Raw genomic sequence first — 25,909 nt, 5'->3', positions numbered from 1 at the left:
TTGCCGTTAAGGTGCAGGGATTCTTTTCATCGGTTTATTCCCATGCATATCCATATCCTCGGCATCTGCGGCACCTTCATGGGGTCATTGGCACAGCTGGCCAAGGCCCAGGGCCATCGTGTTACCGGTAGTGACCAAAACGTCTATCCGCCCATGAGCGACCAGCTGGAAGCGGCGGGCATCGAACTGACCCAGGGTTATGATCCTGCGCAGCTGGAACCGGCCCCGGACCTGGTGGTGGTCGGCAATGCCCTGAGCCGAGGAAATCCAGCCGTGGAAGCCGTGCTGGATCGGGGCTTGCCCTATACCTCCGGCGCCCAGCTGCTGGAGGATGTGATTTTGCCCGGTCGTTGGGTGCTGGCGGTGGCCGGCACCCACGGCAAGACCACCACCAGCTCCATGCTGGCGTGGATTCTGGAGCACGCCGGGCTCAACCCCGGCTACCTGATTGGTGGTGTGCCCGGCAATTTTGGGGTGTCTGCACGCCTCGGTGAGACGCCGTTTTTTGTGGTGGAAGCGGACGAATACGACACTGCCTTCTTTGACAAACGCAGCAAGTTTGTTCATTACCGCCCGCGCACCGTCATTCTCAATAACCTGGAATTCGATCACGCGGATATCTTTGCCGACCTGGCCGCTATCCAGACCCAGTTCCATCACTTGATTCGTACCGTGCCCGCCACCGGGCGGCTGATTCTTCCGCACGGTGAAACGGCCCTGGAAGAGACGCTGGAGAAAGGCTGCTGGAGCGAGATTGAACGCTTCGGCGAAAACGAGACCCTGGGTTATCGCCTGGATAACGCGGACGGGTCCGTCTTTACCGTTCTGGAAAATGGTGAACCGGTGGCCCAGGTACGTTGGGACCAGACCGGCCAGCACAGTGTGAACAATGGCATGGCTGCATTGCTGGCGGCCCGCCATGTGGGAGTCACCCTGGCGGATGCTGCTGCCGCCCTGTGCGAATTCCTGGGCGTGAAACGGCGTATGGAATTGCGTGGGGAAGTGGATGGTGTGCGAGTGTACGACGACTTTGCCCATCACCCCACGGCGATTGCCACCACCCTGGATGGCCTGCGCCGCAAGGTGGGAGACGGGAAGATTCTCGCGGTGATCGAGCCCCGTTCCAACACCATGCGCATGGGCAGCCACAAGGAAGCGCTGGCGGCCAGCACCGGGGCGGCGGATGAGGTAATCTGGTATCAGCCGCCGGGGCTGGACTGGTCTCTCGACCCGGTGGTTAGCGAATCGCCGGTACCGGCATCGGTGAGCAATGACATTGACGACATCATTGCCCGGGTGGTGGCACGCAAAGGCAAACCACTGAGCGTGGTGGTGATGAGTAACGGTGGCTTTGGCGGCATTCATCAGAAATTGCTGGATGCGCTGCAAGCATAAGCCCCTTACCGCATGTTATTCCTGAGGGTTCGTTGGAGCCTTGCTCGCAAGGCGAATTCTCTCAGGGGCCGGGCCTTTCGCTTTGCAAGCAAAGCTCCAACGGTGGCCGGCTTTACGGTTAGCTTGGTGTTCGGCGTGAATCAACACGGGAGGTTGTCATGTTCTGGTCCGTATTTTGGGCATCGGTGCATTACCTCGGCATTCTGATGCTGTTTGGTTTTTTATACGGGGAACTCCTGTTGTGGCGAACCGGCATCAACGAACGCAATATTCGTACTCTTCTGTGGCTGGATATCGGCTATGGTCTCTCGGCGCTGGCTGTGCTGGTGAGTGGTATTGCGCGGGCCGGGTGGACGGAAAAAGGCTGGGATTTTTACCTCTCCAGCCCCTGGTTTCATGGCAAGGTAACCCTGTTTATTCTGATCGCGCTGTTGAGTCTGTATCCCACCAAGGTCCTGTTGGGCTGGCGGAAAACCGTTAAGGCCGGACATGTCCCCGAGATTGATGCCACGCTGCAACGCAATCTGCGCGGTGTGTTGGTCGCTGAACTCCACCTGGTGGTACTGATGCCAATTCTCGCGGCGTTGATGGCCCGTGGTGTAGGAATGGGTGTATGAGCAAACGAATAACCCTGGCTTTTACCGGCGCCTCAGGAGCGCCCTATGGATTGCGCCTGTTGCAGTGCCTGCTGCAAGCGGATTGCGAAGTGTTCGTGATTCTGTCCAAGGCGGCGCGGGTGGTGATCGGCATGGAAACCGAGCTGAAGCTGCCGGCCGGCACCGGTAAGGCCGAACAGGCCCTGCGTGACTGGGTGCAGACTGACCGTGGCACCCTGGTAGTGTGTGGGCTGGAGCAGTGGACCTCTCCGGTGGCCTCCGGCAGTGGTGCGCCTGCCGCCATGGTGGTGTGCCCGTGCTCCACCGGCACCCTGTCCTCCATCGCCTGTGGCGCCAGTGACAATCTGATCGAACGGGCGGCGGACGTGGCCATCAAGGAAGGCCGCAAGCTGATTCTGGTGCCCCGGGAAGCGCCGTTCTCTCCCCTCCATCTGGAAAACATGCTCAAGCTGTCTCGCCTGGGCGTCACCATCATGCCGGCGGCGCCGGGCTTCTATCACCAGCCGCAGACGGTAGGGGATCTGGTGGACTTCATTGTCGCCCGGTTACTGGATCATCTGGGGGTAGAACAGACGCTGGTGAAGCGCTGGGGGGAATGAGTTCCTCACTCTACAAAGCCACACAAGCAGCTACTCGCTTTCATTTCTACGAAGCCCCGTAGGAGCGCCGCTTGAGGCGCGAACCTAGCGAAGCAAGGAAATCGCCCGCCGGGCGATCAGGTTTATCCGGGTCTGACAGGCTTCTGATCGAATAGCGGATAGGGCTTGTTTCTGCTGCCTCGCTGTCGCTCGGTTCGCGCCTCAAGCGGCGCTCCTACGGGGCTTCGTTTCAATGCACCAGAAGGTGCCCCACCAACCCCAACGCAAAACCAGCTACCGCTCCCTGGGCGGGAGCCCAGTGTTTTTTCAGAGGCACCTGTGGGGCGATGTCCTGGAACACCAGGTAGAGAATGCCGCCGCTGGCAAACAGCATGATACCGCCCAGAATCAGGGGATTGTTCACCAGTACCAGAAAGCCGAGGGCGGCGCTGGCCGGGCCGAGCAGGGCCAGGGCGGCGAACGCCAGGATGATTTTGGTGGAGGACAGGGTGTTGCCTTTGCTGTTGCGGATTTCCCGGTAGGCGTTAAAGCCTTCTGGCAGGTTCTGCATGCCGATCAGGAATGCCAGCAGGTAGGCCTGGCCGCCACCCACCGCCAGTGCTGCCCCCAGGGCGATGGCTTCAGGAACAAAGTCCAGCAGCATGGCCAGCAGCTGGGACATGGCGCCGCCATGGGCGGCCAGGGCCCGATCCACCACCATGAAGGCAATGCCGCCGCCCACAAACAGCAGGGTGGCGGACAAGGGGGTATGGTGCTGGGCGCCTTCCGGCACCAGCACCAGCGCTACCGCAGCCAGCAGGGCGCCGCCGCCGAAGGCGATAACCGTATGGCGGACTTCCTGCTCCAGCCAGCCCCGTGCGATGTGTTGTTTGACGCCGATAAGGGCGCCGGCGGCCATGCTCAGGCCAGCGGCCAGGCTGAGCAGTAGGGCGAGGGTTAGTGCACTCATATTGGTATCCTTGGCAGAAACGGAGCCGACAACGCTCTAGCCGTTTTTACCTAAACCTATCGCTCCATTACGGGCGAGGGTTGAAAATACGGTCTGACAGGAGAAGGATCAAGTGCTGCCCAAGTTATAGTCCACCGGCAGGGTAAACCGGATTGGAGGGGCAAGACTCGAGGGTGGCTTGTCGAAACGAAGGCGTGAGATCAATTCCTTCGTGGCACGGTCTAGGATACGACTACCGGAGCTTTCCTCCAAGGTCACGTTCTCCGCGCGACCAGAGGCGTTGACCCAAAATGAGACATTTACGGTCCCTTGCTGGCGTCGCATCCTCGCGCGATGCGGGTACTGCTTGTTGTAGACGATGGTGTTTCGCACCTTTGCCTTATATTTAAGCAGGTCGCTTTCATCGTCTCCGGATTGATGCACCCCTTCGCCCGGGTCTCCGGCCATGCCCTTGGCGCCCACTTGCTGCGTCTGGCTGGCAGCGGCCTGCTCACTCTCGGCGTCTTCCTGGGTGTCCTGTTCCTCTACGACGTCACTCTTGGCCACTACAGGCTCAGGCTCGGGTTCCGGTTTCGGCTCCGGTTTGGGTTTCGCCACCGGTTTCGGTTTTGGCTTCACCTTGGGCTTGGGTTTCGGCTCGGGTTTCGGGGCCGGTTCCGGTTTCGCCGGTGCGGGCGGCGCAGCAGGCTTTTCCGCTGGCGGCGCAGACAGGTTCACTACCATTTCGGTGACGCCGGGTTTGCTCGGGCGTCCGCCGGCCAGGGTCAGTGCACCTACGGTGACCAGTACGCTGGCATGAATCAGGGCAGAGGCGACCCAGGCAAACAGGGTACGGGATGTCATTGGTCACCCCCGTCGTTGCGGGTCACCAGGCGTACCTGTTCCACGCCCAGGCCTTGCAGGATTTCCAGACGCTCGCGCAGGGTGGTCATGGTGACACCGGCGTCCGCCAACAGGCGCACTTCCGCACCTTCCGGGCGTTCGCTCAGATAGTCTTGCAGTGTCGCTTCAGTGAGCGCGGTATCGTTGTCCTCGGCAAACCACTGACCATCCTGCTGCAACACCAGCAGTAGCTTGTCACGGGCTTCGGGGCCATTGGCGCTCTGGCTCAGTGGGGTATCCACGGACACGGAGGGGCTTTTGGCCAGCTGGCCGGCCAGCATGAAGAAGATCAACAGCAGAAACACCACATTGATCAGCGGTAACACCGGTTCCAGCGGCGGGCGACGGGAAGAGGTTTCCATGATCATCACGGCAACAGCTCCAGTTGTACATCCTTGACGCCGGCGGCCTTGATGGCGTCCACGGCGGCAAGGGCCTGCTGCAGGGTGGCATCGGCGCTGACCGTGACCCACACCTTGCTCTTCTGGGTGTCGAGTCGATCGGCTACCGCATCAGGGGTAAAGCTGACACCGTTCAGGTTCAGGTCACCGTCGGCTTCCACTTCGATCACCAGCCACTTGTCATCGGGTTTGTTGATGCTGTCTGCGGGCTGCACGTTGACGGGCAGGTCGTAGAACTGCCCGAAGCGGGTGGCCAGCATAAAGAACACCAACAGAATAAATACTACATCAATCAGTGGCGTCAGGCTTATGAAGGGTGTGCGGTGACGCTCCGGTTCAATATGCATGCGCCACCGATGGGTCGCGGTCCTCTTCCAGGGGTTCGGATTCCGCGTGGTTGTTGCGCAGGACTTTCAGTCGGGACAGACGGTCCTGCATCTTTTCCCGGCACAGCTCCAGACTGCGATCCGCCCAGTGGAAGGCGGCCAGGGTGGGAATGGCCACGGTCAGGCCGGCAGCGGTGGTCAGCAGGGCTTCCCAGATACCGCCAGAGAGGATGGAGGGGTCGACCTGGGAGCCGGCGGTTTCCAGGGCCTGGAAGGCGCCGATCATGCCGAATACGGTACCCAGCAGGCCGAGCAGGGGCGCTACGGCGCTGATCACTTCGAGGATGCGCAGGCCGCCGCGCAGGTTGTCCAGAGAGCTGCGAGCCAGGCGCAGGCTTTCTTCTTGCCAGGCGGCTTCTTCCAGCTTGCTGTTCTGCCAGCATTGCCATACCACCTGGTCGATGGGGCTGGTCAGTTTGCCGGGTTTGCCGGGCTGCTGACCCTTGGCCAGGGCGTCCAGCAGGCGGTCTGCCTGGCGAGCGATGCCCGGGCGAACGCGGGCGAACTGCAGGATCTTGGAGATCAGGGTGGCCAGGGCAATCACGGACATGAAGGCGAGGACCCACATGGTGGCGCCACCGCTGACAAACCAGTCGGGCAGGTGCAGGGAAATCGGGGGCATGCAAACACTCCTGCTGCGGGCGAATCAATTGAAGGCCCGGTCATTAATACAAAAAGCGTGCGTAGAGTCTGGCACGCGGTTGTGGCATCTCGGTGACTGAGAAAGGAACCGGGAAACACAGACTTGTGGCCCTCAGCGCGAAGGCCCGAATTCGGTTCGCAATGATAGGTTCATAGGCGCCTTAATGCAAGTCATTCCTATTTGCAGTCTATTCACGGTAATGGCCTGACGTACCAGGGAATAGTGATTTTTCGTTACTGGGGATAAGGGTAATTAGCTGCTGGCAAGGGCATAGAGGGAGGTTTTGGGGCGGCAGAGTTGTAGTAGCCGTTTTGGGAGAATCATGAAATGCAGAGGGCGCCGAAGCGCCCTCACAGGCTTACTTGAGCAGCAAGCGATAGTTCATGTTGGATTCGATGCGATTACCGCTCTGATCCAGTTGCTCAATAGCGTTGACGGCATCCTTGATGTACTGGCGATCGGCATCCGGGTCGTCAGGATTGATCGTGTAGACGTCGTATTCCATGTTGCCTTGCAGACGCTTTTCGGACTCCCAGCTGCCTCGTTCGGAAGCGCTCAGCTCCACCTTGGATCCGCTCAGGTATTCTTCGCGCAGCTCAAAGCGGGAGGGATTGTCGTACTGATCCCGGTACAGCGTCAGAGTGGTGCGGATACCTGAGCAGTCTGCGCAGGGCAGCATGCCGCTGTAGGTGATTTTCTGGGCAGTAGGATTAATGGGTTCTTCCGGTTGCTGGCTCTGGCAGCCGGTAACGAGGATGGCACTGCCCAATACGGCGGCGGCGAGATAGGTTTTCATGTCGTTTACTCCCTGACAGCTCCTGTAAAGATACTGCTTAGAATAAATATTTTGTGTTTGGTTCGCCGTTTTAACAGTTTTTGATGATTCTATCGTGTGTTTGCGCGTTGTTCTGTAGACAGGAAGCTTTCCGCAGTAGCCACTGTGGAGAGACTGTGGCGGGCGTCGATGCGACGAAAAACCCACTGCATGATGGAAAGAAAGAAAACAAACACGATCAGGAAATAAAGAAGAATCATGTCTCATCCACCCTGTTTTTGTTGTGCGAACAGGCTAGGGCTGGATACGGGTTTCAACCAGCAACACTTTGTTATCAGTTGTTGGTTTACTGTTATCGGTGGCCGGCGACAGCGTGAAAGATCACCGATACCGGCAGCTTTTGTTGCGGGTCCAGAGGCTCTTCCAGGCTGACCTGGTAGCCCAGACGTTGAAACAGGGCGAGCCAGTTTTCCAGGTTACGAAAATACCAGGGTGGGGCTGCACCGAAATCGCTCCCGGAACTCGGCCAGCGGGTTTCCCGCCAGCCACTCCGGTAATCCCCGTCACAGGCCATCAACGGATGCAGGGTTTGCACCAGCAGCATCCCGCTGGGGGTCAGTCGTGTCTGCAGGGTGGCGAGCAACTGCTCCACGGATTGCTCGCCAAACAGGGAAAAATTGCAGACGGCCAGATCGAAGGACTCGGCGAGGTCGGTGTCCAGTTCGCTGAATGACAGGCAGCGGTAATCCCCCTCCGGATGCTGCTGGCGGGCGCTGTCCACCAGGGAGGGGATGGCATCGATGCCGGTGGTGTGAATGCCCCGGGCAGCCAGGCGGCGGCAAAGCCAGCCTTCGCCACAACCCACATCCAGAACCCGGCCTGCCTGCCGGGCGATGATGGCCCGTTCAATGGCCGGGTCGCTGGTGCGGCGGCTGGCAATGCCCTGTTCCTGTATCAGGCGTATCCAGGGCATGGCATTGTCATGCCAGCTGGCAAGGATGCGTTGTTCCGGTGTCATGGTGCCTGTTAACGCATGGGCGTCAGCGGGCCCGCCCGTTCCACGGCCCGCTGGTAGGCCGGGCGCGCCTCCATCTGTTGCAGAAAACGCTGGATGGCTGGTAGTTGACTCAGGTCTGCGCGGGCGGAGGCCGCCTGCAGTGGGAAGCTCATGATGATATCCGCTGCGCTGGGGGTGTCACCGGTAAACCAGCTGTGGGTGCCCAGGTGTGCTTCGATAACGGCAAGCTGGTTTTCCAGTTGCGGGTCGATGAAGGTGCCGATGACCTTGCCGCTGATGCCCTTGGCAACCGGGCGGGCGATAAAGGGCATGGGTGATTTGGGAATCCGGCTGAATACCAGCTTCATCACCAGCAGGGGCATCAGCGAGCCTTCTGCGTAGTGTAGCCAGTAGCGTTCCTGCACCCAGCGTGGGTCGTCGGCGCTGATTTTCCAGCTGTCGTTGCCGTATCGCTGTATCAGATATTCGATGATGGCGCCGGACTCAGGCACGGTGATGTCACCGTCGGTGATTACCGGGGATTTACCCAGTGGGTGCACTTGTTTGAGTTCCGGCGGAGCCAGCATGGTTTTGCTGTCGCGGGCGTAGTGGCGAATCTCGTAGTCCAGCCCCAGTTCTTCGAGTAGCCAGACGATACGCAGGGAGCGGGAATTTTCCAGGTGGTGAAGGGTAATCATGGGCTGCCTCGCAAATACGATGTTGCCGGGCAGCATAGCAGACTTGGTGTGACAGGAATGCCTGACGCCAGGGGGTCGACACAGGGCAAAGACAGCAGGAAGTAAGCTTGACGGCAAAAGACGCCTTGACACTGATTTGCGTCAGGCGTCAGTGTCCGGCCGTATCGATACTGGGTGGGCGTGCTGCCAGATGCACCTGTTCGATCACCGAGTCGAGGATGGTTTCCGTGCGCCAGGCCTGGCTGTGGTTGACCATGGCCACCACCGCCCAGGTGGTGTTGTTTTCGTCACGGGTGAAGCCGGCAATGGAGCGAACATCCCTGAGCGATCCGGTTTTGATATGGCCCATGCCGGCCATCCCCGCTTTGCCCAGCCGGCGGCGCATGGTGCCATCCATGGCCACCAGCGGCAGGGACGCAATCAGCTCGGCGGCGAAGCGGCTTTCCCAGGCTTGCTGCAACAGACTGGCCATCTGTCGTGCGGAAATGCGCTCTATCCGGGACAGCCCGGAACCGTTTTCGAAAACGATACCCTGGCTCAGTATGCCCTTGGTTTCCAGCCATTCCCGGATGGTTCTTTCCGCTGCGGCCAGGTCGTCCCGATCGCCGGGTTGACGGTATTTGGCGCCCAGGCTGAGGAACAACTGGCGCACCATCACGTTATTGCTCCACTTGTTGATGTCGCGAACCATCGTCACCAGATCCCGCGAGGAGGTGGTGGCCAGCAGCTCGGTATCGACATCACGGGGCCGCAGGCCCTGGCGGATCTGGCCGGTGAGGGTGCCGCCCAGTTGCTGCCAGAGGCCGGTGAGCAGGGCGCCGGTGTAGTCACCCTGCTCCATCACCGACAGGTAGCTGCTGGTGGAGCAGCCCTTGGGCAAGACGCCAGTGAGCGTGATGCGGGTATGGCCACTATCGGTCAGCGTCGGCTCGTAGTCGAACTGGTAGCGTCGTGGGCAGTGACCATAGTCTTTGAAGACCATACGGTTATCGATCTCCACGCCGTTGAGGGTGGGCTCGGTCCAGGTATGGATGCCCCTTGCATCAGCGCGAGTACGAATGCGCAATACGTTCAGGTTGGTGAGCAGGGCATGGGGCTTAACCAGAAAGGGGGCGTTGGGGTTGTCGCCATCGTCATCGAAATCGGGGATGCCGTTGGGTAGATTGAAGGCGCTGGCATCCAGTACCAGGTCACCCTGGATATGGGCGATGCCCATGGCGCGCAACTCGCGCATCAGCAGCCAGAGACGCTCTTCAGTCAGTTTCGGGTCGCCACTGCCAACAAAGTAGAGGTTGCCGTGCAAGGTGCTGTCACTGATCGTGCCATCTGTGTACAGGCGGGTATGCCACTGGTAGGTAGGGCCAAGCAGTTCTAGCGCCGCATAGGTGGTCACTACCTTCATGATCGAGCCGGGATTGAAGGGCATATCCGCATTCAGGAAGCGGGCGTCCCCGGGGCCGTTCAAGGGGATGGCGGTGACTGCCAGATGCTCGTCTGCCAGTTTCAGGTTTCTGGCGGCCTCCAGTACCGGTGCCAGCAAGGGCGTAGGGGCACCGGCATGGACCGGTGTGGCGGCCACGGCGCCAAGCAGGACGAGGCATGACAGGGCGGGGAATAACTGGAAAAAGCGCGCCCTGAAGGGAACTGGGTGAGACATTAGCGGACCTGGCCACGGAATGGCAGAAAGTAGAACAACTCGACTGGGCCTAGACTAAACCAAAGCCGGTGCCGGGTCAGCGGGGGGAGTGGCGATGAAATGTAAATTTCATCGCCGGTTGCGTACTCATGATGGTGAGAGATCAGTCGGGTTTATGCATGCCGACATCAATACCCTTGTGTTGCAGGTCCGCATGGTAGGAGCTGCGCACCATGGGGCCGGATGCCACGGAGCGAAAACCCAGCTCGTTGGCGACACGGGCGTAGTCGCGGAATTCGTCCGGGTGGACAAAACGGTCCACCGGGGCATGGTGTTTGCTGGGCTGCAGGTACTGGCCGATGGTCAGCATGTCCACATCGTGGGCACGCAGGTCCTTGATGGTGTTGATGACCTGCTCGTAGGTCTCGCCCAGGCCCACCATGATGCCGCTCTTGGTGCTCACGTCCGGACGGCGGGCCTTGTAGCGTTGCAGCAGGTCCAGCGAGTGTTGATAGCGGGCGCCGGGGCGAATGTGTTTGTACAGCTCCGGGACGGTCTCGATGTTGTGGTTGAACACATCCGGGGCTGTTTCCACCAGAATATCCACCGCGGTATCCAGGCAGGGACGGAAATCCGGGGTGAGGATTTCGATCTTGGTCTGCGGGGTGCGGGAGCGAACCTGGCGAATGCATTCGGCAAAGTGCTCGGCGCCACCGTCGGCCAGATCATCCCGGTCTACGGAGGTGATCACCACATACTTGAGGCCCAGGTTGTCCACGGATTCTGCCAGGTGCAGCGGCTCTTCCGGGTCCAGCGTGTTGGGGCGGCCGAAGCCCACATCACAGAACGCGCAGCGACGGGTGCAGATGTCACCCATGATCATGAAGGTGGCGGTGCCGCCACCGAAACACTCTGGCAGATTGGGGCAGGCGGCTTCCTCGCAGACCGTATGCAGCTTCTGCTCGCGCAGCATCGACTTGATGCGCTGGATTTCGCCGTTGGCGGGAACGCGTACGCGAATCCAGTCCGGTTTACGCTGGTAGCCGGTCTCTTCGTTGACCATGGGAATGGTGCGTACCTTGTCCGCGCCACGCAGCTTGTCGCCGATCTGAACCTTGCGCTTGGCCTGTGCCTGCTCGCTCATGGGGTGTCCGTTACTGTCAGGGTGCCGGGCTGTGTTGGGCCGGCGGAAATTCGGAGATGTCATTGTACCAGTCGGGCGCGGGCGCTGTCCGTGGCATCAGGCCCAGACGTTTGGCTAATAACGTCACCAGTTGCTGCTCCATGGTCTGGCGATCCAGCACCACGCCTTGCTCGCTGAGGGTGGTCATGGGTTGGCCCACATGGCCGCAGGGGTTGATACGCTGCCAGGGTGACAGGTCCATGTCCCGGTTGATGGCCAGGCCATGGTAGCTGGCTCCCCGACGGATGCGCAGTCCCAGAGAGGCGATCTTGGCACCGTTTACGTAGACACCGGGTGCATCGTCCCGGTTCGCGGCGTCGATGCCGTGGCTGTCCAGAAAATCGATGATGCCCTGTTCGATGGCGCTGACCAGCCCGCGACTACCGAGCCCCAGGCGTTTGATGTCCAGCATCAGGTAGATCACCGTCTGCCCGGGGCCATGGTAGGTCACCTGTCCGCCACGGTCGCTGTTGACCACCGGGATCTCCCCGGCATTGAGCACATGCTCCGGCTTGCCGGCCTGGCCCAGGGTGAACACCGGAGGGTGTTCCAGCACCCAGAGTTCGTCAGCAGTGTCGACGGTACGGCCATCGGTCAGCGTGCGCATGGCCTGCCAGCAGGGGGTGTAATCCACCCGGGGGAAATAGCGAATCAAGGCGTCGTTCATGGGAGGAGTATAAAGGCAGCTACAAGCTACAAGCTACAAGCTACGCTCATTGGATTGGGAGGGTCCGGAAAGTTCCTCGTGCTTCGTCATTTCTACGAAGCCACTGTAGGAGCGGAGCTCTCTGTGCCCTGCGGGTATGAGCCGCGAACCGCGCTTGCGCGGATATCGCTCGTAGAGCGATCAGGAATCTCAGAGCTTTACGGGTTTCAGAAAAGAATGTAGTAACCCGTGTCTTTGTCGCCTCGCTACGCTCGGTTCGTCCCTCAAGAGGAACTCCTACAGATAGGCCCTCAGCCAGGCAGCCCGGGGTCTGTGGGAATATGAGGCACAGGAACTTCTTCGCGTTGCAGCTTGTCGCTTGCAACTAACATAAAAAAAGCCCGGCAAAGCCGGGCTTAAGGCAGACCCCTTACGGGGTAACAACGATCGAACCAGAATAACTAGCCTATATCAGGCGATTCCCTGTCCTCTGGTTTACCAGATGCAGATTCAGTTCCTGAACGCTGATGCCGAACTCGATACCGTCCTGGTCCTGCTCGCGGAGTTTGATGGTTTCAAAGGCGTCGAAATGAACGGGGGTGCCATGCACGCTTTGCTGGATATGCGGGCTGCGCGGCATGGCCGGAATAATGTCCGCAGAATTAGGCGTGGTGGAGGTATGGACAACCTGGGAGGTGTGGCTCGGTAGATCAGCTGCGACCAAAATAAGCAAGCAACTGCACAAGCACAGCAAGGTCAGCATTTTCATTTTTGTGATCCCGTTACGTTCTTCTTATAAGAATCACGATACGGGCACGCAGGTGCCAAACCAATGGTGGCTTGGTGAGGCTTGCGTGTCGGGCTGTGACCGAGGGTTAATTTGTGTAATGAGGACGATCGCGAGGCACAGGTGAAAAGGAGCGAGAAGTGAACAGCGGGTGACAGATAAGGTCCACATGGCTGGCTCTCGCTCTTTTCGGTCTTGGCAACGTTTGCCGGAATCAGAGGCTCATCTTTACATGGGGGCACTCATTGAGTGCTTTATAGATTGCCTCCACCTGTTCACGGTTGCGCATGGTCACCTGGGCGGTGATGGAGACAAAATTGCCTTTACTGCTGGGCTTGCTCGCCAGATGTTTGTCGGCGTCGAAATCCTCCAGATGAATCTCGAGAATCTCGATTACTACGGTTTCCAGCGGTGAGTCCGCCAGGCCCATGACCTTGAGCTGCATGTCGTGGGGAAATTCCCAGAGATGTTCCTGAATCGCCATGGGTTACTCCTGCTCCAGGCCGCACAGGCGGCGTTTGAAATCCACATAGTGGCGGGCCACTGTTTTCCACATGGCGCCAGGTTTGCCATCGCCAACCGCCGCCTCGTTCAGTTGCGTGATCGGGACCACTTCCCGGGTGGAGCTGGTAATCCAGATCTCATCGGCCTGACGCAGTTCTGCCTCGGTGATTTCCCTTTCCGCGAATGGCAGGCCATGTTGGCCACATAATTCTACTATCAGGTCGCGGGTGATGCCGCCCAGAATGGCATGATTTTTTGGCGGGGTGACGATCACGCCGTCGTGCACGATGAAGACATTGCTGGCGGAGCCTTCGGTGACGAAACCGTCGTGCAGCAGTATGGCTTCCATGGCGCCGGCCGACACGGCCTGTTGCCGCAGCAGGCTGTTGGGCAACAGCGAGATGGATTTGATGTCGCAGCGGGCCCAGCGGGTGTCATCCCGGGTGATGGCCTTGCCCCCGCTGGCGGTGTCCGGGCTGTCGGCGGCGGGCACGGCAATGGGGCTGGTCATCATGAAAACGGTGGCGGCAACCGGTGGTTCGGGAAAGGCATGATCCCGTTTCGTCGCGGCGCCCCGAGTGATCTGTAGATACACCGACAGGTTGCCGCCGCCATTGCGTTCAATCAGTTCCTCGCACAGAACCTGCCATTGCTGACGGTCATGGGGATTGCGGATTTCCACTTCCCGCAAGGAGCGTTCCAGGCGTTCCAGGTGTTCGTCAAAACGGAACAGCACGCTGTTGTAGGCCGGGACCACTTCGTAAATGCCGTCCGCAAACAGAAACCCCCGATCCATTGGGGAGATCCGTGCCTCTTCCAGGGCCATGAAAGCGCCATTGAGATAGACCTGGGACATGTCGTTTCCTTGGACGAGTCTGACGCCCGACGCCGCCAGCGGGGTGTCAGGCGTCGAGCGTCAGGCGTGCTTAAAACAATCCCTTGAAGAACAGCAGAACATGATGCCAGAGCTTGGTAAAGATACCGGCTTCTTCGATGTTCTCCAGGGCCACCAGCGGTTTCTCCATCAGTACATCATTGTTCTGGCGTACCGTCACGGTGCCGTATTGCTGACCTTGCGCGATGGGGGCTTTCAGTTGCGGGTTCACGGTGATTTCCGCTTTCAGACTTTCATGGCTGTCACGGGGAATGGTCAGAACCAGGTCTTCGGCCAGGCCCAGGCGCAGCTGTTTGCTCTCGCCCATCCAGACATCCACGGTGTCGAGGATGTCTCCGGCACTGTAGGCCTTGTAGGTCTCAAAGAAGCGGAAACCGTAGGTGAGCAGTTTCTGGGATTCCCGTGCGCGGGCGGATTCGGAGTCGGTGCCCATGACCACGGTAATCAGACGCATGCCGTCTTTCTTGGCGGAAGACACCAGGCAATAACCGGCTTCCTCGGTATGGCCGGTTTTCAGGCCGTCCACACTGGGGTCACGCCATAGCAGCAGGTTACGGTTCTGCTGGGTGATCCCGTTGTAGGTATATTCCTTTTCCGCGTAGATGTCGTAGTGTTCGGGAAAGTCGCGAGTAATGGCACGGGCCAGCAGGGCCATGTCGCGGGCGGTGGTGTAATGGTTCTCGGCGGGCCAGCCGGTGGAATTGACGAAGTGGCTGTCATTCATACCCAGGCGACGGGCGTGCTGGTTCATCAGGTCGGCGAAGGCATCCTCTGAGCCTGCGATAAACTCCGCCATGGCCACGCTGGCATCGTTGCCGGACTGGATAATGATGCCGCGCAGCAGTTCTCCCACGGACACCCGGGTGCCTTCGCGGACAAACATCCGCGAGCCGCCCATTTTCCAGGCCTGCACGCTGATCGGCGCCATATCCTGTTCGGAAATGTTGCCTTTCTGCAGTTCAGCCTCGGCGATATAGGCGGTCATCATCTTGGTCAGACTGGCCGGGGGCAGGCGCTGGTCGGCATTGTGCTCGACGATGATGTTGCCACTGGCGGCATCCATCAGCAGATAGCCACGGGCATCAATCTGCGGGGCGCGAGGCACGGTGTTTGCCTGGGCCTGCACGGAAATCAGAGTGCCGATGATGGCAAATACGATAAAGAAGGTGGAGCGAAACGACTGGGGGCGCATGGATTTCCTGCCTGTTGTGTCCTTGTCGGCCTGAAAATTCAGGGATTTGTGAGTCGAGGGGGAAGCCCTGAGCGTCTTAGACAGAGATAAGGGCAAAAAGTCCCCCTGACATCACGGGATGGCTGCATTCTAGAGGAGCGCAACCGAGCTGTTAACCGGAGGAACGGCTTAGTTTGCGCAAACCGCTCAGGGCGTGACCGGCACAGGCCGCTCGAAACCCGCGTCGGCCATGCTCTGGCGGACCTGCTGGCGCTGCTGGTCGTCCGCATAGGGGCCGATCCAGACCCGGTGTAGCGCGTTGGTCGAGCGAATTTCACTGCCCAGTCCCAACTGTTCAAGCAGGGTCTGCTGCATCCGTTCGGCGGCAGCTCTATCCTGAAAGGCTCCCGCTTGCAGAAACAGCCGGGTATTACTGGCGGCGTTCGGTGGCGGGCTGTCCACGGCGGCGCGGACCGCGGTGGGCACCTTGCTGGCCGGTGTGTTGGGTGCCGGGGTGGCACTGATGGTTTCCACCCTGACCCGGCCGGTGCCGGCGTCTTCTATACCCAGCCGCACGGCGGCGGCCCAGGACAGATCGATGATGCGATCTTCATGGAAGGGGCCCCGATCGTTGACCCGTACCACCAGGCTTTTGCCGTTATCCAGGTTGGTAACCCGGGCATAGGTGGGTAGAGGCAGGCTGCGATGGGCGGCGGTGAACCGGTACATGTCGAAGGATTCACCGCTGGACGTGCGGTGGCCATGGAATTTCTGACCGTACCAGGAGGCCTGGCCTTCAGCCTGGTAACCCTCTGCGCTGGGCAGTACCCGATAGGTCTTGCCCCAGACACTGTAGGTGTCCGGGTTGCCGTAACGGCTGCGTGGCTCGTTCTTGGGTACCGGTTCTGGCAGTTGCGAGATGTCGCGGCGTTCTTCGGGCGGCGTGTCCTGAGCCATGCTGTAACGGTCCGAGCCTGGCGCACCGTTATTAACCGGCTCCCCGGACGAGGATGGTCCGGGGCTGGTGGCGCAGGCGCCGAGCAGGGCGCAGGTGGCTACGGCACAAGCCAGTCGCATCATTGTGGGCTCTCCAGGGCTGCCGCGATGTCTCGGGACAGTTGTAGCACGGCCATGGCATACAGGCGACTGTGGTTATAGCGGGTAATCACATAGAAATTATCAGTGGCCAGCCAGAACTCGGTGCCCTGCAGTCCCTCCAGATCCAGCAGGGCGACGCGAGTGTCTCCCGGCAGATCAAAACAGTATTCGCTGGTCACGCCGCTACCCTGACAGCTGATTGCCGTGACACCTGCCTGGCCAGCCCGGTCCAGAGTGAAGGAGGGCTTGTAGCCTTTTTTCGCCAGTGGCTGATAGCCGTTCCCTTCCACCCGGGCGCGGGCGGCCACGTGCTGACCCGGCTGCCAGCGATGTTCATGGAAATAGTTGGCCACCGAACCAATGGCATCCACCGGGTTGTTAACCAGATCGGTGATCCCGTCGTTGTCGAAATCTACCGCATAGGCCTGGTAGCTGGTGGGGATAAACTGGCCGTAACCCATGGCGCCAGCATAGGAACCGGTAATGGCGTCGGCATCGATATGGGCCTTCTGTTCTAGCTCGAACAGGGCTTTCAGCTGCTTGCGGAAGAAGCTGGCCCGGGGCGGATAGTCAAAGCCCAGGGTGGCCAGGGCGTCGACGACCCGGTAAGTACCCATGTGCTGACCGTAGCGGGTTTCCACCCCGATGATAGCGAGGATGATTTCCCGTGGGACACCGTAGGTCTGTTCTGCCCGGGCCAGGGTGTCTGCGTGCTCACGGGAAAATTCCACCGCCTTTTGCACGCGGCTCTCCTGCAGAAATATTTTCTGGTAGGTAGCCCAGGTATGGGTCTTTTCTGCCGGGCGAGCGATGGATTCCAGTATCTTGGGCTGGCACTGGGCGCTGCCCAGCACCTGGCGGATGCGCGCTTCATCGCCTCCTTCGGCAACCAGTTCGCGGATCATGGCCTTGGCCAGATCCCGTTGCAGATAATCATTGTTTTCTGGGCAGGTATGCTCGGCCAGGGCCGGCAGGGACGTGAAGGTCAGTGCTGCGGCCAGAATGGCTTGGTAGGAACGACGCAAAGGGTGATCTCCTGTTTTCATTATATCCATTGACCACGTTGTCGCGGTTTTGTGCCCGGCTGCATGCAAAGGGCGATAAGCGAGTTGTGAGTTGTGAGTTAGGAGGAACGAAAACCCTAAAAAGACGGCTTTGCGCTTCGCTCCTTCCCGCGCGGAACTCGCTTCTAGTAACTCATCAGTCGTCGATGGGTATGAATCGACATCAGCATGCCGAAGCTGGCCAGCAGGGTAACGATGGAGGTGCCGCCATAGCTGATCAGGGGTAACGGTACCCCCACCACGGGTAAGAGTCCGGACACCATGCCGATATTCACAAAAATATAAATAAAAAATGTCATCGTCAGGCTGGAGGCAAGCAGGCGTGAAAAGGTCTCCTGTGCCTGCCAACTGATAAAGAAGCCTCGCCCGACAATGACTAGGTAGATCATCAGCAGAAAGCTGACCCCGACCAGTCCGAATTCTTCGCTCAGTACTGCCAGGATAAAGTCGGTGGAGGATTCCGGCAGGAAGTCCAGACGCGATTGGGTACCGTCCAGCCAGCCTTTGCCATCCACGCCACCCGAGCCAATGGCGGTTTTTGACTGGATGATGTTCCAGCCGGTTCCGCGCGGGTCCGCCTCCGGGTTGAGGAAGGTATCGACCCGGTTGCGCTGGTAATCGTGCATGACAAAGAAATACATCAGCGGTGCGGCGGTCACCACCAGAAGCACTGCCACGGCAATGAGGCGCCAGGAGAGCCCGGCCATGAACAGCACCACCAGCCCGCTGGCGGCAATCAGAATGGCGGTGCCAAGATCCGGTTGCATGCCGATCAGGGCAGCCGGTACGCCGAGTAGTGCCAGGGCAACCAGTACATCCAGCAGTTTTGGGGGCAGGGTTCGCTCACTGAAATACCAGGCCACCATCGCCGGTACCGCCAGTTTCATGGCTTCTGCTGGCTGGAAGCGGCCAATGCCGGGAATACTGAGCCAGCGCTGGGCGCCTTTGGCTTCCGTGCCGGCAATCAACACCAGCACCAGCAGGCCCAGCCCCCCGCAATAAAGGAAAGGAGCCCAGAAGCGGTAACTGCGCGGCGGAATCTGGGCCAGCAGGAACAGGGCGGTCAGCCCCGCGCTGAAACGAACGCACTGGCGAATGACCATTTCCAGGCTTTCGCCGCCGGCGCTGTACAGCACCGCCAGCCCGCCCAGCATCAGCACGAACAGGCCAGCCAACAGTGGCGCGTCCAGGTGCAGGCGCATGGCCAGCCCCGGTGAGAGGGTGGCGCCGGTCTGGCCTGGCATCTGACGGAGATATTCGCGCTGACTCATGGGCTGACCTCTGCGGGAGGCGCGGGGTGTTCTTCAAAGACCGGCGGGACCTCCAGTTCTCCGTTCTCATTCAGCAGCCAGGCATCCATGACCTGGCGGGCCACGGGACCGGCGGTGGAGCCGCCGTGGCGGCCGTTTTCCACCAATACGCCCACGGCGATGGCAGGTTGCTCAGCAGGGCCGAAGGAGACCATCAGGGCATGGTCGAGCATTCGCTCGGCCAGTTCGTCCTCGTTGTAGGTTTCATCCTGCCCCACGGAGAATACCTGGGCGGTGCCGGATTTGGCGGCAATGGCATATTGGGCATCCACGGCCATTACCCTGGCGGTACCCCTGGGGCCCGTTACGGCGACCATGGCATCGGTCATTTTTTCCCAGTTGCTTTCATCATTCAGTGTGATACTGGTGCGTTCCACCGATTGTTTTTCTCCGGCAATGGACGGCACCACCTTTTTGCCATGGCTGGCGGTAATGGCGGTGGCGGTGGCCAGCTGCAACGGTGTGGTGAGCACGAAACCCTGGCCGATACTGGCGTTAATGGTGTCGCCATGGAACCAGGGCCGGTTGCGGTAAGCGCGCTTCCATTGCTTGGAGGGCATGATGCCGCTGGATTCGTTATACAGGTCGATGCCGGTCGGTTCCCCCAGGGAAAACTGGCTCATATATTCATGCATGCGGGCGATGCCCAGCTTGAACCCCATATCGTAGAAATAAGTGTCGCAGGATTGAACCACCGCTTTGTGCAGATCTACGCGGCCATGGCCCCAGCGTTTCCAGTCCCGGTAGCGGTGTGGATCGTTTTCCAGCTGGTAATAGCCGGGGTCCGAGATGGTGCGTTGCCAGTTGGTGACGCCGGCATCCAGGCCAGCAATGCCCAGCATCGGCTTGATAGTGGAGCCGGGTGGGTAGCGGCCCTGCAGAGCGCGATTGAACAGCGGATTGTCAGGGTCGCTTTGGTAGGCGGAGTAATCCTTGTAGGAAATGCCGGTGACGAACAGATTGGGGTCAAAGCCGGGTCGGCTGACAAAGGCCAGTACGCTGCCATCGCGTGGGTCGATGGCCACCACGGCGCCACGCCGTTCGCCCAGCGCATCGTAGGCCGCCTTTTGTACGCGCATGGACAGGCGCAGGCGCAGGTCTTCGCCGGGCACCGGGGGTTGTTCTTCGAGGACCCGCAAAATGCGTCCTCGGGCATTGGTTTCCACCTGGCGATAGCCGACCTGGCCGTGGAGCTGGTCTTCGTAGAAACGCTCGATACCAGAGCGGCCATAGAAGTGGGTGCCGGCGTAGTCGCGCTGTTCGTCCAGGGTCATGGCCTCCAGGTCCTGGGCGTTGATCCGGTTGACATAGCCCAATACGTGGGAGAACAGAATGCCATGGGGATAATGACGGATCGGATCGGCGGAAATGCGGATGCCGGGCAGGCGATGCTGGTTGACGACCAGCCGGGCGATTTCCTCTTCGCTGAGACGACCGCGCAATGGCACCGGTTCCCAGGGGCGACGGGCTGTCAGGCGGCGTTTCTGGAAGCGTTCCAAATCGCCCTCGTCTAGCTCGATCAACTTGCCCAGCTCGCCGATAAGCTGGTCCAGCTCTCCGGCCTGCTCAATGATCAATTCCAGGGAAAAGTCGGGCCGGTTCTCGGCCAGAATCACGCCGTCCCGGTCGGTGATCAGCCCGCGCGGTGGTGATACCGCCAGGGTCTGTACCCGATTGTTGTCACTGAGGGTGGTATAGCGGCTGTGCTGGATCACCTGCAACCAGATCATCCGGCTGACCAGGATCAGGGTCAGCAGCAACACCAGAAAGACAGCCACGACCAGACGCACGCTGAAGATACGCTGTTCGTGGTGGTGATCTTTCAGTGTTAACGGTCGGCGCATGGTGGCGTCTGTGTCAGGGGGCGAAGGTCAGCGATGATAGGGGTGGCCGGTGAGCAGCGTCCAGCCCCGGTAAAGCTGTTCGGCCAGCAGCACCCGCACCAGCGGGTGGGGCAGGGTCAGGGTCGACAGGCTCCAGCGCTCGTGGGCGCTGGCGGATAATTGCGGGCACAGGCCGTCCGGGCCCCCTACCAAAAGGACCAGATCCTGGCCCAGATCTTTCAGTTCGCCCAGTTTACGGCTGAGTGCGGGGGTGTCCAGCGCTCGTCCGTTCACTTCCAGTGCCACGATTTTGGCGCCGGGGTACTTTTCCAGGCGTTTGCGGATGGCGTCGGCCTCGCTGCGAATCTGGCTGGCGGTGTCACCCTTGCTCCGTTTGGGCAGGGGGATTTCTTCCAGCTCGAGACGCATGTCCGGGGGCATGCGTTTCTGGTATTCGGCAAAGCCCTCGGTGACCCAGGCGGGCATGCGGGTGCCCACCGCCAGCAGGAAAAGACGCATTACTCTTTGCTTTCACGGTCCGGGTGATGCTGTGGATTGCGCCACAGGCGTTCCAGGTCATAGAACTCGCGGGTGGCGGGCAGCATCAGGTGCACGATGACATCGCCCAGGTCCACCAGAATCCACTCGCCGGTGTCCTGGCCTTCACTGCCCAGAGGCTCGTGACCCGCTTCTTTTGCGGTTTCCAATACATTGTCTGCCAGCGCTTTCACGTGGCGATTGGAGGTGCCGCTGGCAATGACCATGTTGTCGGCCACACTGGTGATTTCACGCACGTCCAGTTGAGTAATGTTCTGGGCTTTGACTTCTTCCAGTGCATCAATAACCAGTTGCAGTAGCGGGGTGTCAGCGCTCATGAGGCCTCGTGTCTGATTCGGGGGAAGGTGATTTCGCCACATTATACAGATGGTGGCGGTGAATATGGGCAACAACTGCCGGCTCCAGGGCCGGGCAATCGCCTTTTTCTGCCAGCGCCTGACGAATGGCGGTGGCGGACACATCCAGAAACGGCCCCTGCAGCATCAAGCGCAGACCGTTGGCATGGCGCATAAGGCTATCGGGTGCCGTTTCCGGGAAGGTGGCCAGCACCTTGTCTGTTGCCAGCGGGCTATCCGGGCGAGGCACCACTGCCAGGTGGCACAGGTCCGCATAATCCTGCCAGCGGTGCCAGTGATGCAGGCTGGCAAAGCTGTCGGCGCCGATCATGAACACCAGCGGGCGATTACCGATCTGCTCTCGGTAGTGTTGCAGGGTCAGCAGGCTGTAACTGGGGCCGGATTGTTTCAGTTCCCAGTCGTCCGGAATCAGGCAGGGGTGATCCGCGCAGGCCAGTTCCAGCATGGCCAGACGCTGTTCGCCACCGGCCAGGGGTTGCGGGCGATGCGGCGGCACCGCGTTGGGGAGAAGATGCACAGGGGCATCGCCGAGCACCCGGGACACCGACCGGGCCGCACTGATGTGGGCCCGGTGGACGGGGTCGAAGGTGCCGCCGAACAGCACCAATGGTGTGGTGTCGTGAGTGGTGCGCACTACTGGCGGATGTGGCCGTCGCCCAGCACCACCCACTTCTGGCTGGTCAGGCCTTCCAGTCCCACCGGTCCACGGGCGTGGATCTTGTCTGTGGAGATACCGATTTCCGCACCCAGTCCGTATTCGAAACCGTCTGCGAAACGGGTGGAGGCGTTCACCATCACCGAGCTGGAATCCACCTCGGTGAGGAACTGCCGCGCCCGGGTGTAGTTTTCGGTGACGATGGCTTCGGTGTGGCCGGAGCTGTAACGGTTGATATGGTCAATCGCCTCATCCATATCCTTGACCAGTTTCACCGCCAGTATCGGCGCCAGGTATTCCTCGCCCCAGTCGGCCTCGGTGGCTTCCTGGATACCCTCGACAATGCTGCGCACTTGCTCACAACCGCGTAGCTCCACACCGGCGCCACGGTATTTGGCGGCCAGTTCGGGCAATACCTGCTGGGCGATGGCGTTGGCCACCAGCAGCGTTTCGGTGGTATTGCAGGTGCCGTAGCGCTGGGTCTTGGCGTTGTAGGCCACGTTAATGGCCTTGGTAATATCTGCCTGGTCATCAATATAGGTGTGGCAATTGCCATCCAGATGCTTGATCACCGGTACCCGCGCCTCATTGCTGATGCGCTCGATCAGGCCCTTGCCGCCTCGGGGGACGATGACGTCCACATACTCGGGGTGGGTGATCAATTCGCCTACTGCGGCCCGGTCGGTGGTTTCCACTACCTGTACCGCGGTATCCGGCAGCCCGGCTTCGCGCAGGCCCACCCGGATGCACTCGGCAATGGCCTGGTTGGCGTTGATGGCTTCAGAGCCGCCACGCAGGATGGCCGCATTACCGGATTTCAGGCACAGGGCTGCCGCATCAATGGTCACATTGGGGCGGGACTCGTAAATAATGCCGATGACACCCAGCGGCACACGCATTTTGCCTACCTGAATACCCGACGGGCGATAGGCCAGGTCGGTGATCACACCCACTGGATCGGCCAGACCAATGATCTGTTCCAGGCCTTCCACCATGGCGTCAAAACGAGCCGGTGTCAGTTCCAGGCGATCAAGCAGGGCGGCATCAAGGCCGCTTTCGCGCCCTTTATCCAGATCCTGCTGGTTGGCTTGCAGCACCGCGCTGCGGTGGCTGCGCAGGGCGGTGGCGATGGCGGCCAGGGCCTTGTCCTTGTCACCGGAACTGGCCCGGGCCATGGCGCGAGAGGCCGTACGGGCCTGTTCGCCAAGACGTTGCATGTATTGCTGGATATCCATAATTCTCAAAACTGAAAGTGGTCAAGAGGTGGATTATAACGACAACCGGCTCTTTACGCTTGCACACAAATGGTGAAGAATTGAAAACCTTTGCTACACAATAAGGCCTAAACCCTTGATTTTGTGGTACGAATGTACCGTTTGTGTGGCACAAAACGGACTGCTCCATCCTGCCGGGTAGGAGAAGCCGATACAACAAGAAAAAATTGAACGGAGCCAGACACTTATGGGCATTCGCTATCAGGAATATACCCGTTCCGCCATCAAGGCTGCCCCACTTCAGCTCTGGGTGGGCCCGTGGCGCATTGACTACCTGGCGTTTTCGCATCCGAACAATGCCCACAAGCCGCCGTTGCTGGTGGTAGGTGGCGCCTTCCAGAATTTTACCTCCTACAAATATTGCGTCGAGCGAATCTATCAGGATTTCCCTGTGGTGCTGGTGGATCTGCCGTCTCTGGGCAATAACACCCAGATCGCGCCGGATCTCAGCATGGAGGATCTGGCCGACCTGCTTTACGAATTCACCTGCCAGACCGCCCTGAAAAAAGTACATCTCATGGGGCTGTCGCTGGGTTCTGCGGTGGCCAGCACCTTTGCATACAAGTATGCCGAGGCCACCGACAAGCTGATCGTGGCTGGTATTGTCACCCGGCCGCGCAAAAGCTGGCGCATGCTGGTGGAAGAATCCGTGCGCGTACTGGAACAGGGGCGCATGGATGAGTTCAGTCAGGCGGTGGTGCTCTATCTGGTCAACTACGACAAGATGAAGGAAACCGGCATTACGCCCACCGCCCGCAAGCTGTTCTACCGGCAGATGAAGCGGCTATCTGACAACGAGCGTGAGCGCTACAAGATCAATGGCCGCCGGCTGTTGTCCGTGGAAGGTCTGCTCGGCTATCCAGAGTGCGATACCCTGGTTACCACTGGTGAGTTCGACAGTTTTACCCTGCCTTGGGAAAACGCCTCTTTCGCCGAAAAATGCCCTAATGCCCAGTTCACCCTGATCAAGGGAGCGGATCATTTGCCGCAGCTGGAAAAGCGGGAAGTGTCCCTGGATCTGTTCTCTACCTTCCTGCGCGGCGAGTCACTGGACACCGTGCAGGGTATCCGCCGTTTCGGCAAGGGCGAGTATAACCGTATCGAGCGTCGCCGTGCCGAGCGTCTGGTGCCATGCAACAATCACGGCCACGTCACTAGCGAATCCCGGGTGGGCGACCGTTTCCGTTTCAACAAGCCGGTGCAGGTGGTGGACATCAACTTCTTCGGCTGCCTGATCAAACTGAGCGAGCCGGGCTTCTCCATCGCCGACCATGCCCGTGACTGCACTCTCTATATGGAGAGTCCGGAGCTGAAACTGGAACTGCTGGTATTCGATTACGACGATGCCGGTTACCTGCGCTGTCTGTTCAAGCATGGCAACATCCAGGCGGCGGAGCGCTTCACCGAACTGCTGAAAAACAGCGAATATTTCCTGCGCCAGGATAGTGAAGGGAATGTGCATCGGATTTATGGATGAAAGGGAAGCAATTGATAGTTGAGAATGGATAATTGATAACGTCGCGAGCCAGTCTCGTGGTTACCCTGAACGAAAGAGGCCGCGTCCAATGGCTTGGCCGCGGCCTCTTTGTTTTCGAGTTATTCCTGCGCTTGATCGCGCAGTTATCCATTATCCATTCTCAACTATCAATTAGATTCCACCGTCCCTTCCATGATCCTTACCATCGGATTGCCCCGCGTCTTCGGTATCGGTAGCTGGTCGTAGTAGTCGGTCGGGTTGTGGATGGTCAGGCTGTGAAAGCCAAGGCTATGGAAATGATCCACGGCTTCCATGTCGGAGTGGAAGTGAAAACCGACCTGGCTGCGGGATACGGTGCCCAGCATGCCGCCCAGTACCTTGAGGGTGCGGTAGAAGGGCATGCCCTTGTAGAGCGGGTAGTTGTCTGTCAGGTAAGAGCCTTGGGGGAAGGCGCTCAAGGCGTTGGCCAGTTTGCGCCAGAAGTCGGAAATCACCTCCAGCGGGAAGTAATTCACCAGTCCTTCGGTAATCACTACCACCGGTTTGCTCTGATCCAGCTGGGCCAGCACATGATCCAGGCTGAGTTCCCCGTCTTCGGCGAAGATGTTGATGGGCTGCACGCGGTGACGCTCGCTCAGCACGCCGTGCTCTTTCAACAGTTGCTGCTTGCGCCGGGCCATGTCCGGCAGGTCGGTTTCAATGTAGGTGAGCTGCGGATACTGCTGGCAGAAACGGTGGCCCCGGGGTGACAGGCCGCAGGCAATTTCTACCACCTGGGCAACGCCCTCGTCGATCAGCTGATGCAGCCGGTGATCGATCAGGTGGTGACGCTGCAGCAGGAAGGTGCGGATGTTGCCCCCGACGATGTGCCGGCCCAGGTATTCAAAGGGAGCCAGGGCGCCATACAAGAAGGCGCCGCCTTTGGTGCGGAAGAAGGGCGCGGAGATGCCGTCGCGGGTCCACACATGGCCGGTGTAGAGGGCGGTAAAACTGATTGAGGAGGTATCCCGAGGTTCACTCATTGTTGTTCTGGCTGGTTATGGCTGAAGCCTGACAGGCTAGCAGAATTATGCCATTGAGTGATGGCAATTTGTGCCAAATTGCCGGCGAGCTACGAGCTACGAGCTACG

At 59.7% G+C, this 25,909-nt stretch carries 28 protein-coding genes; 4 read left to right on the top strand and 24 right to left on the bottom strand.

Annotated features, from left to right (window positions below; translation table 11 throughout):
• Nucleotides 1-42 precede the first annotated feature (42 nt).
• The 3 genes from mpl to T9A_RS15305 all read left to right on the top strand — a co-directional run bounded on the left by mpl (nucleotide 43) and on the right by T9A_RS15305 (nucleotide 2,611).
• Nucleotides 43-1,395 (top strand): UDP-N-acetylmuramate:L-alanyl-gamma-D-glutamyl-meso-diaminopimelate ligase, encoded by a 1,353-nt coding sequence (gene mpl, locus T9A_RS15315; RefSeq protein ID WP_035250150.1) that lies wholly within the window; start codon nucleotides 43-45, stop codon nucleotides 1,393-1,395.
• Nucleotides 1,396-1,553: 158 nt separating this feature from the next.
• Nucleotides 1,554-2,012 carry a DUF2214 family protein gene (locus T9A_RS15310; protein WP_035250148.1) on the top strand — a complete coding sequence of 153 codons (459 nt, stop codon included), beginning with the start codon at nucleotides 1,554-1,556 and terminating at the stop codon, nucleotides 2,010-2,012.
• Nucleotides 2,009-2,611 (top strand): flavin prenyltransferase UbiX, encoded by a 603-nt coding sequence (locus tag T9A_RS15305; protein ID WP_035250146.1) that lies wholly within the window; start codon nucleotides 2,009-2,011, stop codon nucleotides 2,609-2,611. The genes T9A_RS15310 and T9A_RS15305 overlap by 4 nt, the downstream gene beginning before the upstream one ends.
• Before the next feature lie 229 nt (nucleotides 2,612-2,840).
• Here T9A_RS15305 and T9A_RS15300 read toward each other — a convergent pair whose 3' ends face one another.
• The 23 genes from T9A_RS15300 to T9A_RS15190 all read right to left on the bottom strand — a co-directional run bounded on the left by T9A_RS15300 (nucleotide 2,841) and on the right by T9A_RS15190 (nucleotide 23,263).
• Nucleotides 2,841-3,560, bottom strand: a complete 720-nt coding sequence (locus T9A_RS15300) for a ZIP family metal transporter (RefSeq protein ID WP_035250143.1) — start codon at nucleotides 3,558-3,560, stop codon at nucleotides 2,841-2,843.
• 108 nt (nucleotides 3,561-3,668) lie between these two features.
• The gene (locus T9A_RS15295) at nucleotides 3,669-4,403 is read right to left on the bottom strand and encodes an energy transducer TonB (protein WP_035250141.1); all 735 of its coding nucleotides are present in this window, start codon (nucleotides 4,401-4,403) and stop codon (nucleotides 3,669-3,671) included.
• Complete coding sequence (locus tag T9A_RS15290) at nucleotides 4,400-4,810, bottom strand: ExbD/TolR family protein (RefSeq protein WP_232222148.1); 411 nt, start codon at nucleotides 4,808-4,810, stop codon at nucleotides 4,400-4,402. The genes T9A_RS15295 and T9A_RS15290 overlap by 4 nt, the downstream gene beginning before the upstream one ends.
• A complete protein-coding gene (locus T9A_RS15285) occupies nucleotides 4,810-5,190 on the bottom strand; it encodes an ExbD/TolR family protein (protein ID WP_035250138.1) in 381 nt (126 codons plus the stop codon). The genes T9A_RS15290 and T9A_RS15285 overlap by 1 nt, the downstream gene beginning before the upstream one ends.
• A complete protein-coding gene (locus tag T9A_RS15280) occupies nucleotides 5,180-5,851 on the bottom strand; it encodes a MotA/TolQ/ExbB proton channel family protein (RefSeq protein ID WP_035250136.1) in 672 nt (223 codons plus the stop codon). Before T9A_RS15280 ends, T9A_RS15285 begins: the two co-directional genes overlap by 11 nt.
• Nucleotides 5,852-6,230: 379 nt before the next feature.
• Nucleotides 6,231-6,668, bottom strand: coding sequence for a copper resistance protein NlpE (locus T9A_RS15275; protein WP_035250135.1), 438 nt, complete (start codon nucleotides 6,666-6,668; stop codon nucleotides 6,231-6,233).
• Nucleotides 6,669-6,999: 331 nt separating this feature from the next.
• On the bottom strand, nucleotides 7,000-7,665 hold the full coding sequence (locus tag T9A_RS15270; RefSeq protein ID WP_035250133.1) for a class I SAM-dependent methyltransferase: 666 nt from the start codon (nucleotides 7,663-7,665) through the stop codon (nucleotides 7,000-7,002).
• An 8-nt stretch (nucleotides 7,666-7,673) separates the two neighbouring features.
• Nucleotides 7,674-8,342, bottom strand: a complete 669-nt coding sequence (locus T9A_RS15265) for a glutathione S-transferase family protein (RefSeq protein WP_035250253.1) — start codon at nucleotides 8,340-8,342, stop codon at nucleotides 7,674-7,676.
• Between the two features lie 148 nt (nucleotides 8,343-8,490).
• Nucleotides 8,491-9,999, bottom strand: a complete 1,509-nt coding sequence (gene dacB / locus T9A_RS15260; RefSeq protein WP_052043091.1) for a D-alanyl-D-alanine carboxypeptidase/D-alanyl-D-alanine endopeptidase — start codon at nucleotides 9,997-9,999, stop codon at nucleotides 8,491-8,493.
• 142 nt (nucleotides 10,000-10,141) lie between these two features.
• A complete protein-coding gene (gene lipA / locus T9A_RS15255; RefSeq protein WP_035250131.1) occupies nucleotides 10,142-11,122 on the bottom strand; it encodes a lipoyl synthase in 981 nt (326 codons plus the stop codon).
• A 16-nt stretch (nucleotides 11,123-11,138) separates the two neighbouring features.
• Complete coding sequence (lipB, locus tag T9A_RS15250) at nucleotides 11,139-11,828, bottom strand: lipoyl(octanoyl) transferase LipB (protein WP_052043089.1); 690 nt, start codon at nucleotides 11,826-11,828, stop codon at nucleotides 11,139-11,141.
• 445 nt (nucleotides 11,829-12,273) lie between these two features.
• Nucleotides 12,274-12,576: a hypothetical protein gene (locus T9A_RS15245; protein WP_035250129.1), complete on the bottom strand. Its 303-nt coding sequence runs from the start codon at nucleotides 12,574-12,576 to the stop codon at nucleotides 12,274-12,276.
• Nucleotides 12,577-12,808: 232 nt separating this feature from the next.
• Nucleotides 12,809-13,078 (bottom strand): YbeD family protein, encoded by a 270-nt coding sequence (locus T9A_RS15240; RefSeq protein ID WP_035250127.1) that lies wholly within the window; start codon nucleotides 13,076-13,078, stop codon nucleotides 12,809-12,811.
• 3 nt (nucleotides 13,079-13,081) lie between these two features.
• Entirely contained in the window at nucleotides 13,082-13,954 is an 873-nt protein-coding gene (locus T9A_RS15235) for a D-amino acid aminotransferase (protein ID WP_035250124.1), read from the bottom strand.
• Nucleotides 13,955-14,024: 70 nt separating this feature from the next.
• The gene (locus T9A_RS15230) at nucleotides 14,025-15,185 is read right to left on the bottom strand and encodes a D-alanyl-D-alanine carboxypeptidase family protein (RefSeq protein WP_035250121.1); all 1,161 of its coding nucleotides are present in this window, start codon (nucleotides 15,183-15,185) and stop codon (nucleotides 14,025-14,027) included.
• Between the two features lie 186 nt (nucleotides 15,186-15,371).
• On the bottom strand, nucleotides 15,372-16,244 hold the full coding sequence (locus T9A_RS15225; protein ID WP_035250119.1) for a septal ring lytic transglycosylase RlpA family protein: 873 nt from the start codon (nucleotides 16,242-16,244) through the stop codon (nucleotides 15,372-15,374).
• The gene (mltB, locus tag T9A_RS15220) at nucleotides 16,241-17,287 is read right to left on the bottom strand and encodes a lytic murein transglycosylase B (RefSeq protein ID WP_232222146.1); all 1,047 of its coding nucleotides are present in this window, start codon (nucleotides 17,285-17,287) and stop codon (nucleotides 16,241-16,243) included. The genes T9A_RS15225 and mltB overlap by 4 nt, the downstream gene beginning before the upstream one ends.
• A gap of 164 nt (nucleotides 17,288-17,451) precedes the next feature.
• Nucleotides 17,452-18,597 carry a rod shape-determining protein RodA gene (gene rodA, locus T9A_RS15215; RefSeq protein ID WP_035250115.1) on the bottom strand — a complete coding sequence of 382 codons (1,146 nt, stop codon included), beginning with the start codon at nucleotides 18,595-18,597 and terminating at the stop codon, nucleotides 17,452-17,454.
• Nucleotides 18,594-20,480, bottom strand: coding sequence for a penicillin-binding protein 2 (mrdA, locus tag T9A_RS15210; protein WP_035250113.1), 1,887 nt, complete (start codon nucleotides 20,478-20,480; stop codon nucleotides 18,594-18,596). Before mrdA ends, rodA begins: the two co-directional genes overlap by 4 nt.
• A gap of 27 nt (nucleotides 20,481-20,507) precedes the next feature.
• Nucleotides 20,508-20,978, bottom strand: a complete 471-nt coding sequence (rlmH, locus tag T9A_RS15205) for a 23S rRNA (pseudouridine(1915)-N(3))-methyltransferase RlmH (protein ID WP_035250111.1) — start codon at nucleotides 20,976-20,978, stop codon at nucleotides 20,508-20,510.
• Complete coding sequence (gene rsfS / locus T9A_RS15200) at nucleotides 20,978-21,334, bottom strand: ribosome silencing factor (protein ID WP_035250109.1); 357 nt, start codon at nucleotides 21,332-21,334, stop codon at nucleotides 20,978-20,980. The genes rlmH and rsfS overlap by 1 nt, the downstream gene beginning before the upstream one ends.
• On the bottom strand, nucleotides 21,324-22,007 hold the full coding sequence (gene nadD / locus T9A_RS15195) for a nicotinate-nucleotide adenylyltransferase (RefSeq protein ID WP_035250107.1): 684 nt from the start codon (nucleotides 22,005-22,007) through the stop codon (nucleotides 21,324-21,326). The genes rsfS and nadD overlap by 11 nt, the downstream gene beginning before the upstream one ends.
• Nucleotides 22,007-23,263, bottom strand: a complete 1,257-nt coding sequence (locus T9A_RS15190; protein WP_035250105.1) for a glutamate-5-semialdehyde dehydrogenase — start codon at nucleotides 23,261-23,263, stop codon at nucleotides 22,007-22,009. The genes nadD and T9A_RS15190 overlap by 1 nt, the downstream gene beginning before the upstream one ends.
• 226 nt (nucleotides 23,264-23,489) lie before the next feature.
• Here T9A_RS15190 and T9A_RS15185 point away from each other — a divergent pair, with 226 nt between their 5' ends.
• Entirely contained in the window at nucleotides 23,490-24,779 is a 1,290-nt protein-coding gene (locus T9A_RS15185) for an alpha/beta fold hydrolase (RefSeq protein ID WP_035250103.1), read from the top strand.
• A gap of 167 nt (nucleotides 24,780-24,946) precedes the next feature.
• On the opposite strand, the gene T9A_RS15180 is transcribed toward T9A_RS15185, so the two are convergent.
• Complete coding sequence (locus tag T9A_RS15180; protein WP_035250102.1) at nucleotides 24,947-25,801, bottom strand: class I SAM-dependent methyltransferase; 855 nt, start codon at nucleotides 25,799-25,801, stop codon at nucleotides 24,947-24,949.
• Between the last annotated feature and the right edge of the window lie 108 nt (nucleotides 25,802-25,909).

Origin of the sequence: Alcanivorax jadensis T9, assembly GCF_000756655.1 — a bacterium.
GTDB classification, from domain to species: domain Bacteria; phylum Pseudomonadota; class Gammaproteobacteria; order Pseudomonadales; family Alcanivoracaceae; genus Alcanivorax; species Alcanivorax jadensis.
The sequence above is the reverse complement of the archived record's forward strand: the minus strand, read 5'-3'. Positions and strand labels throughout refer to the sequence as shown.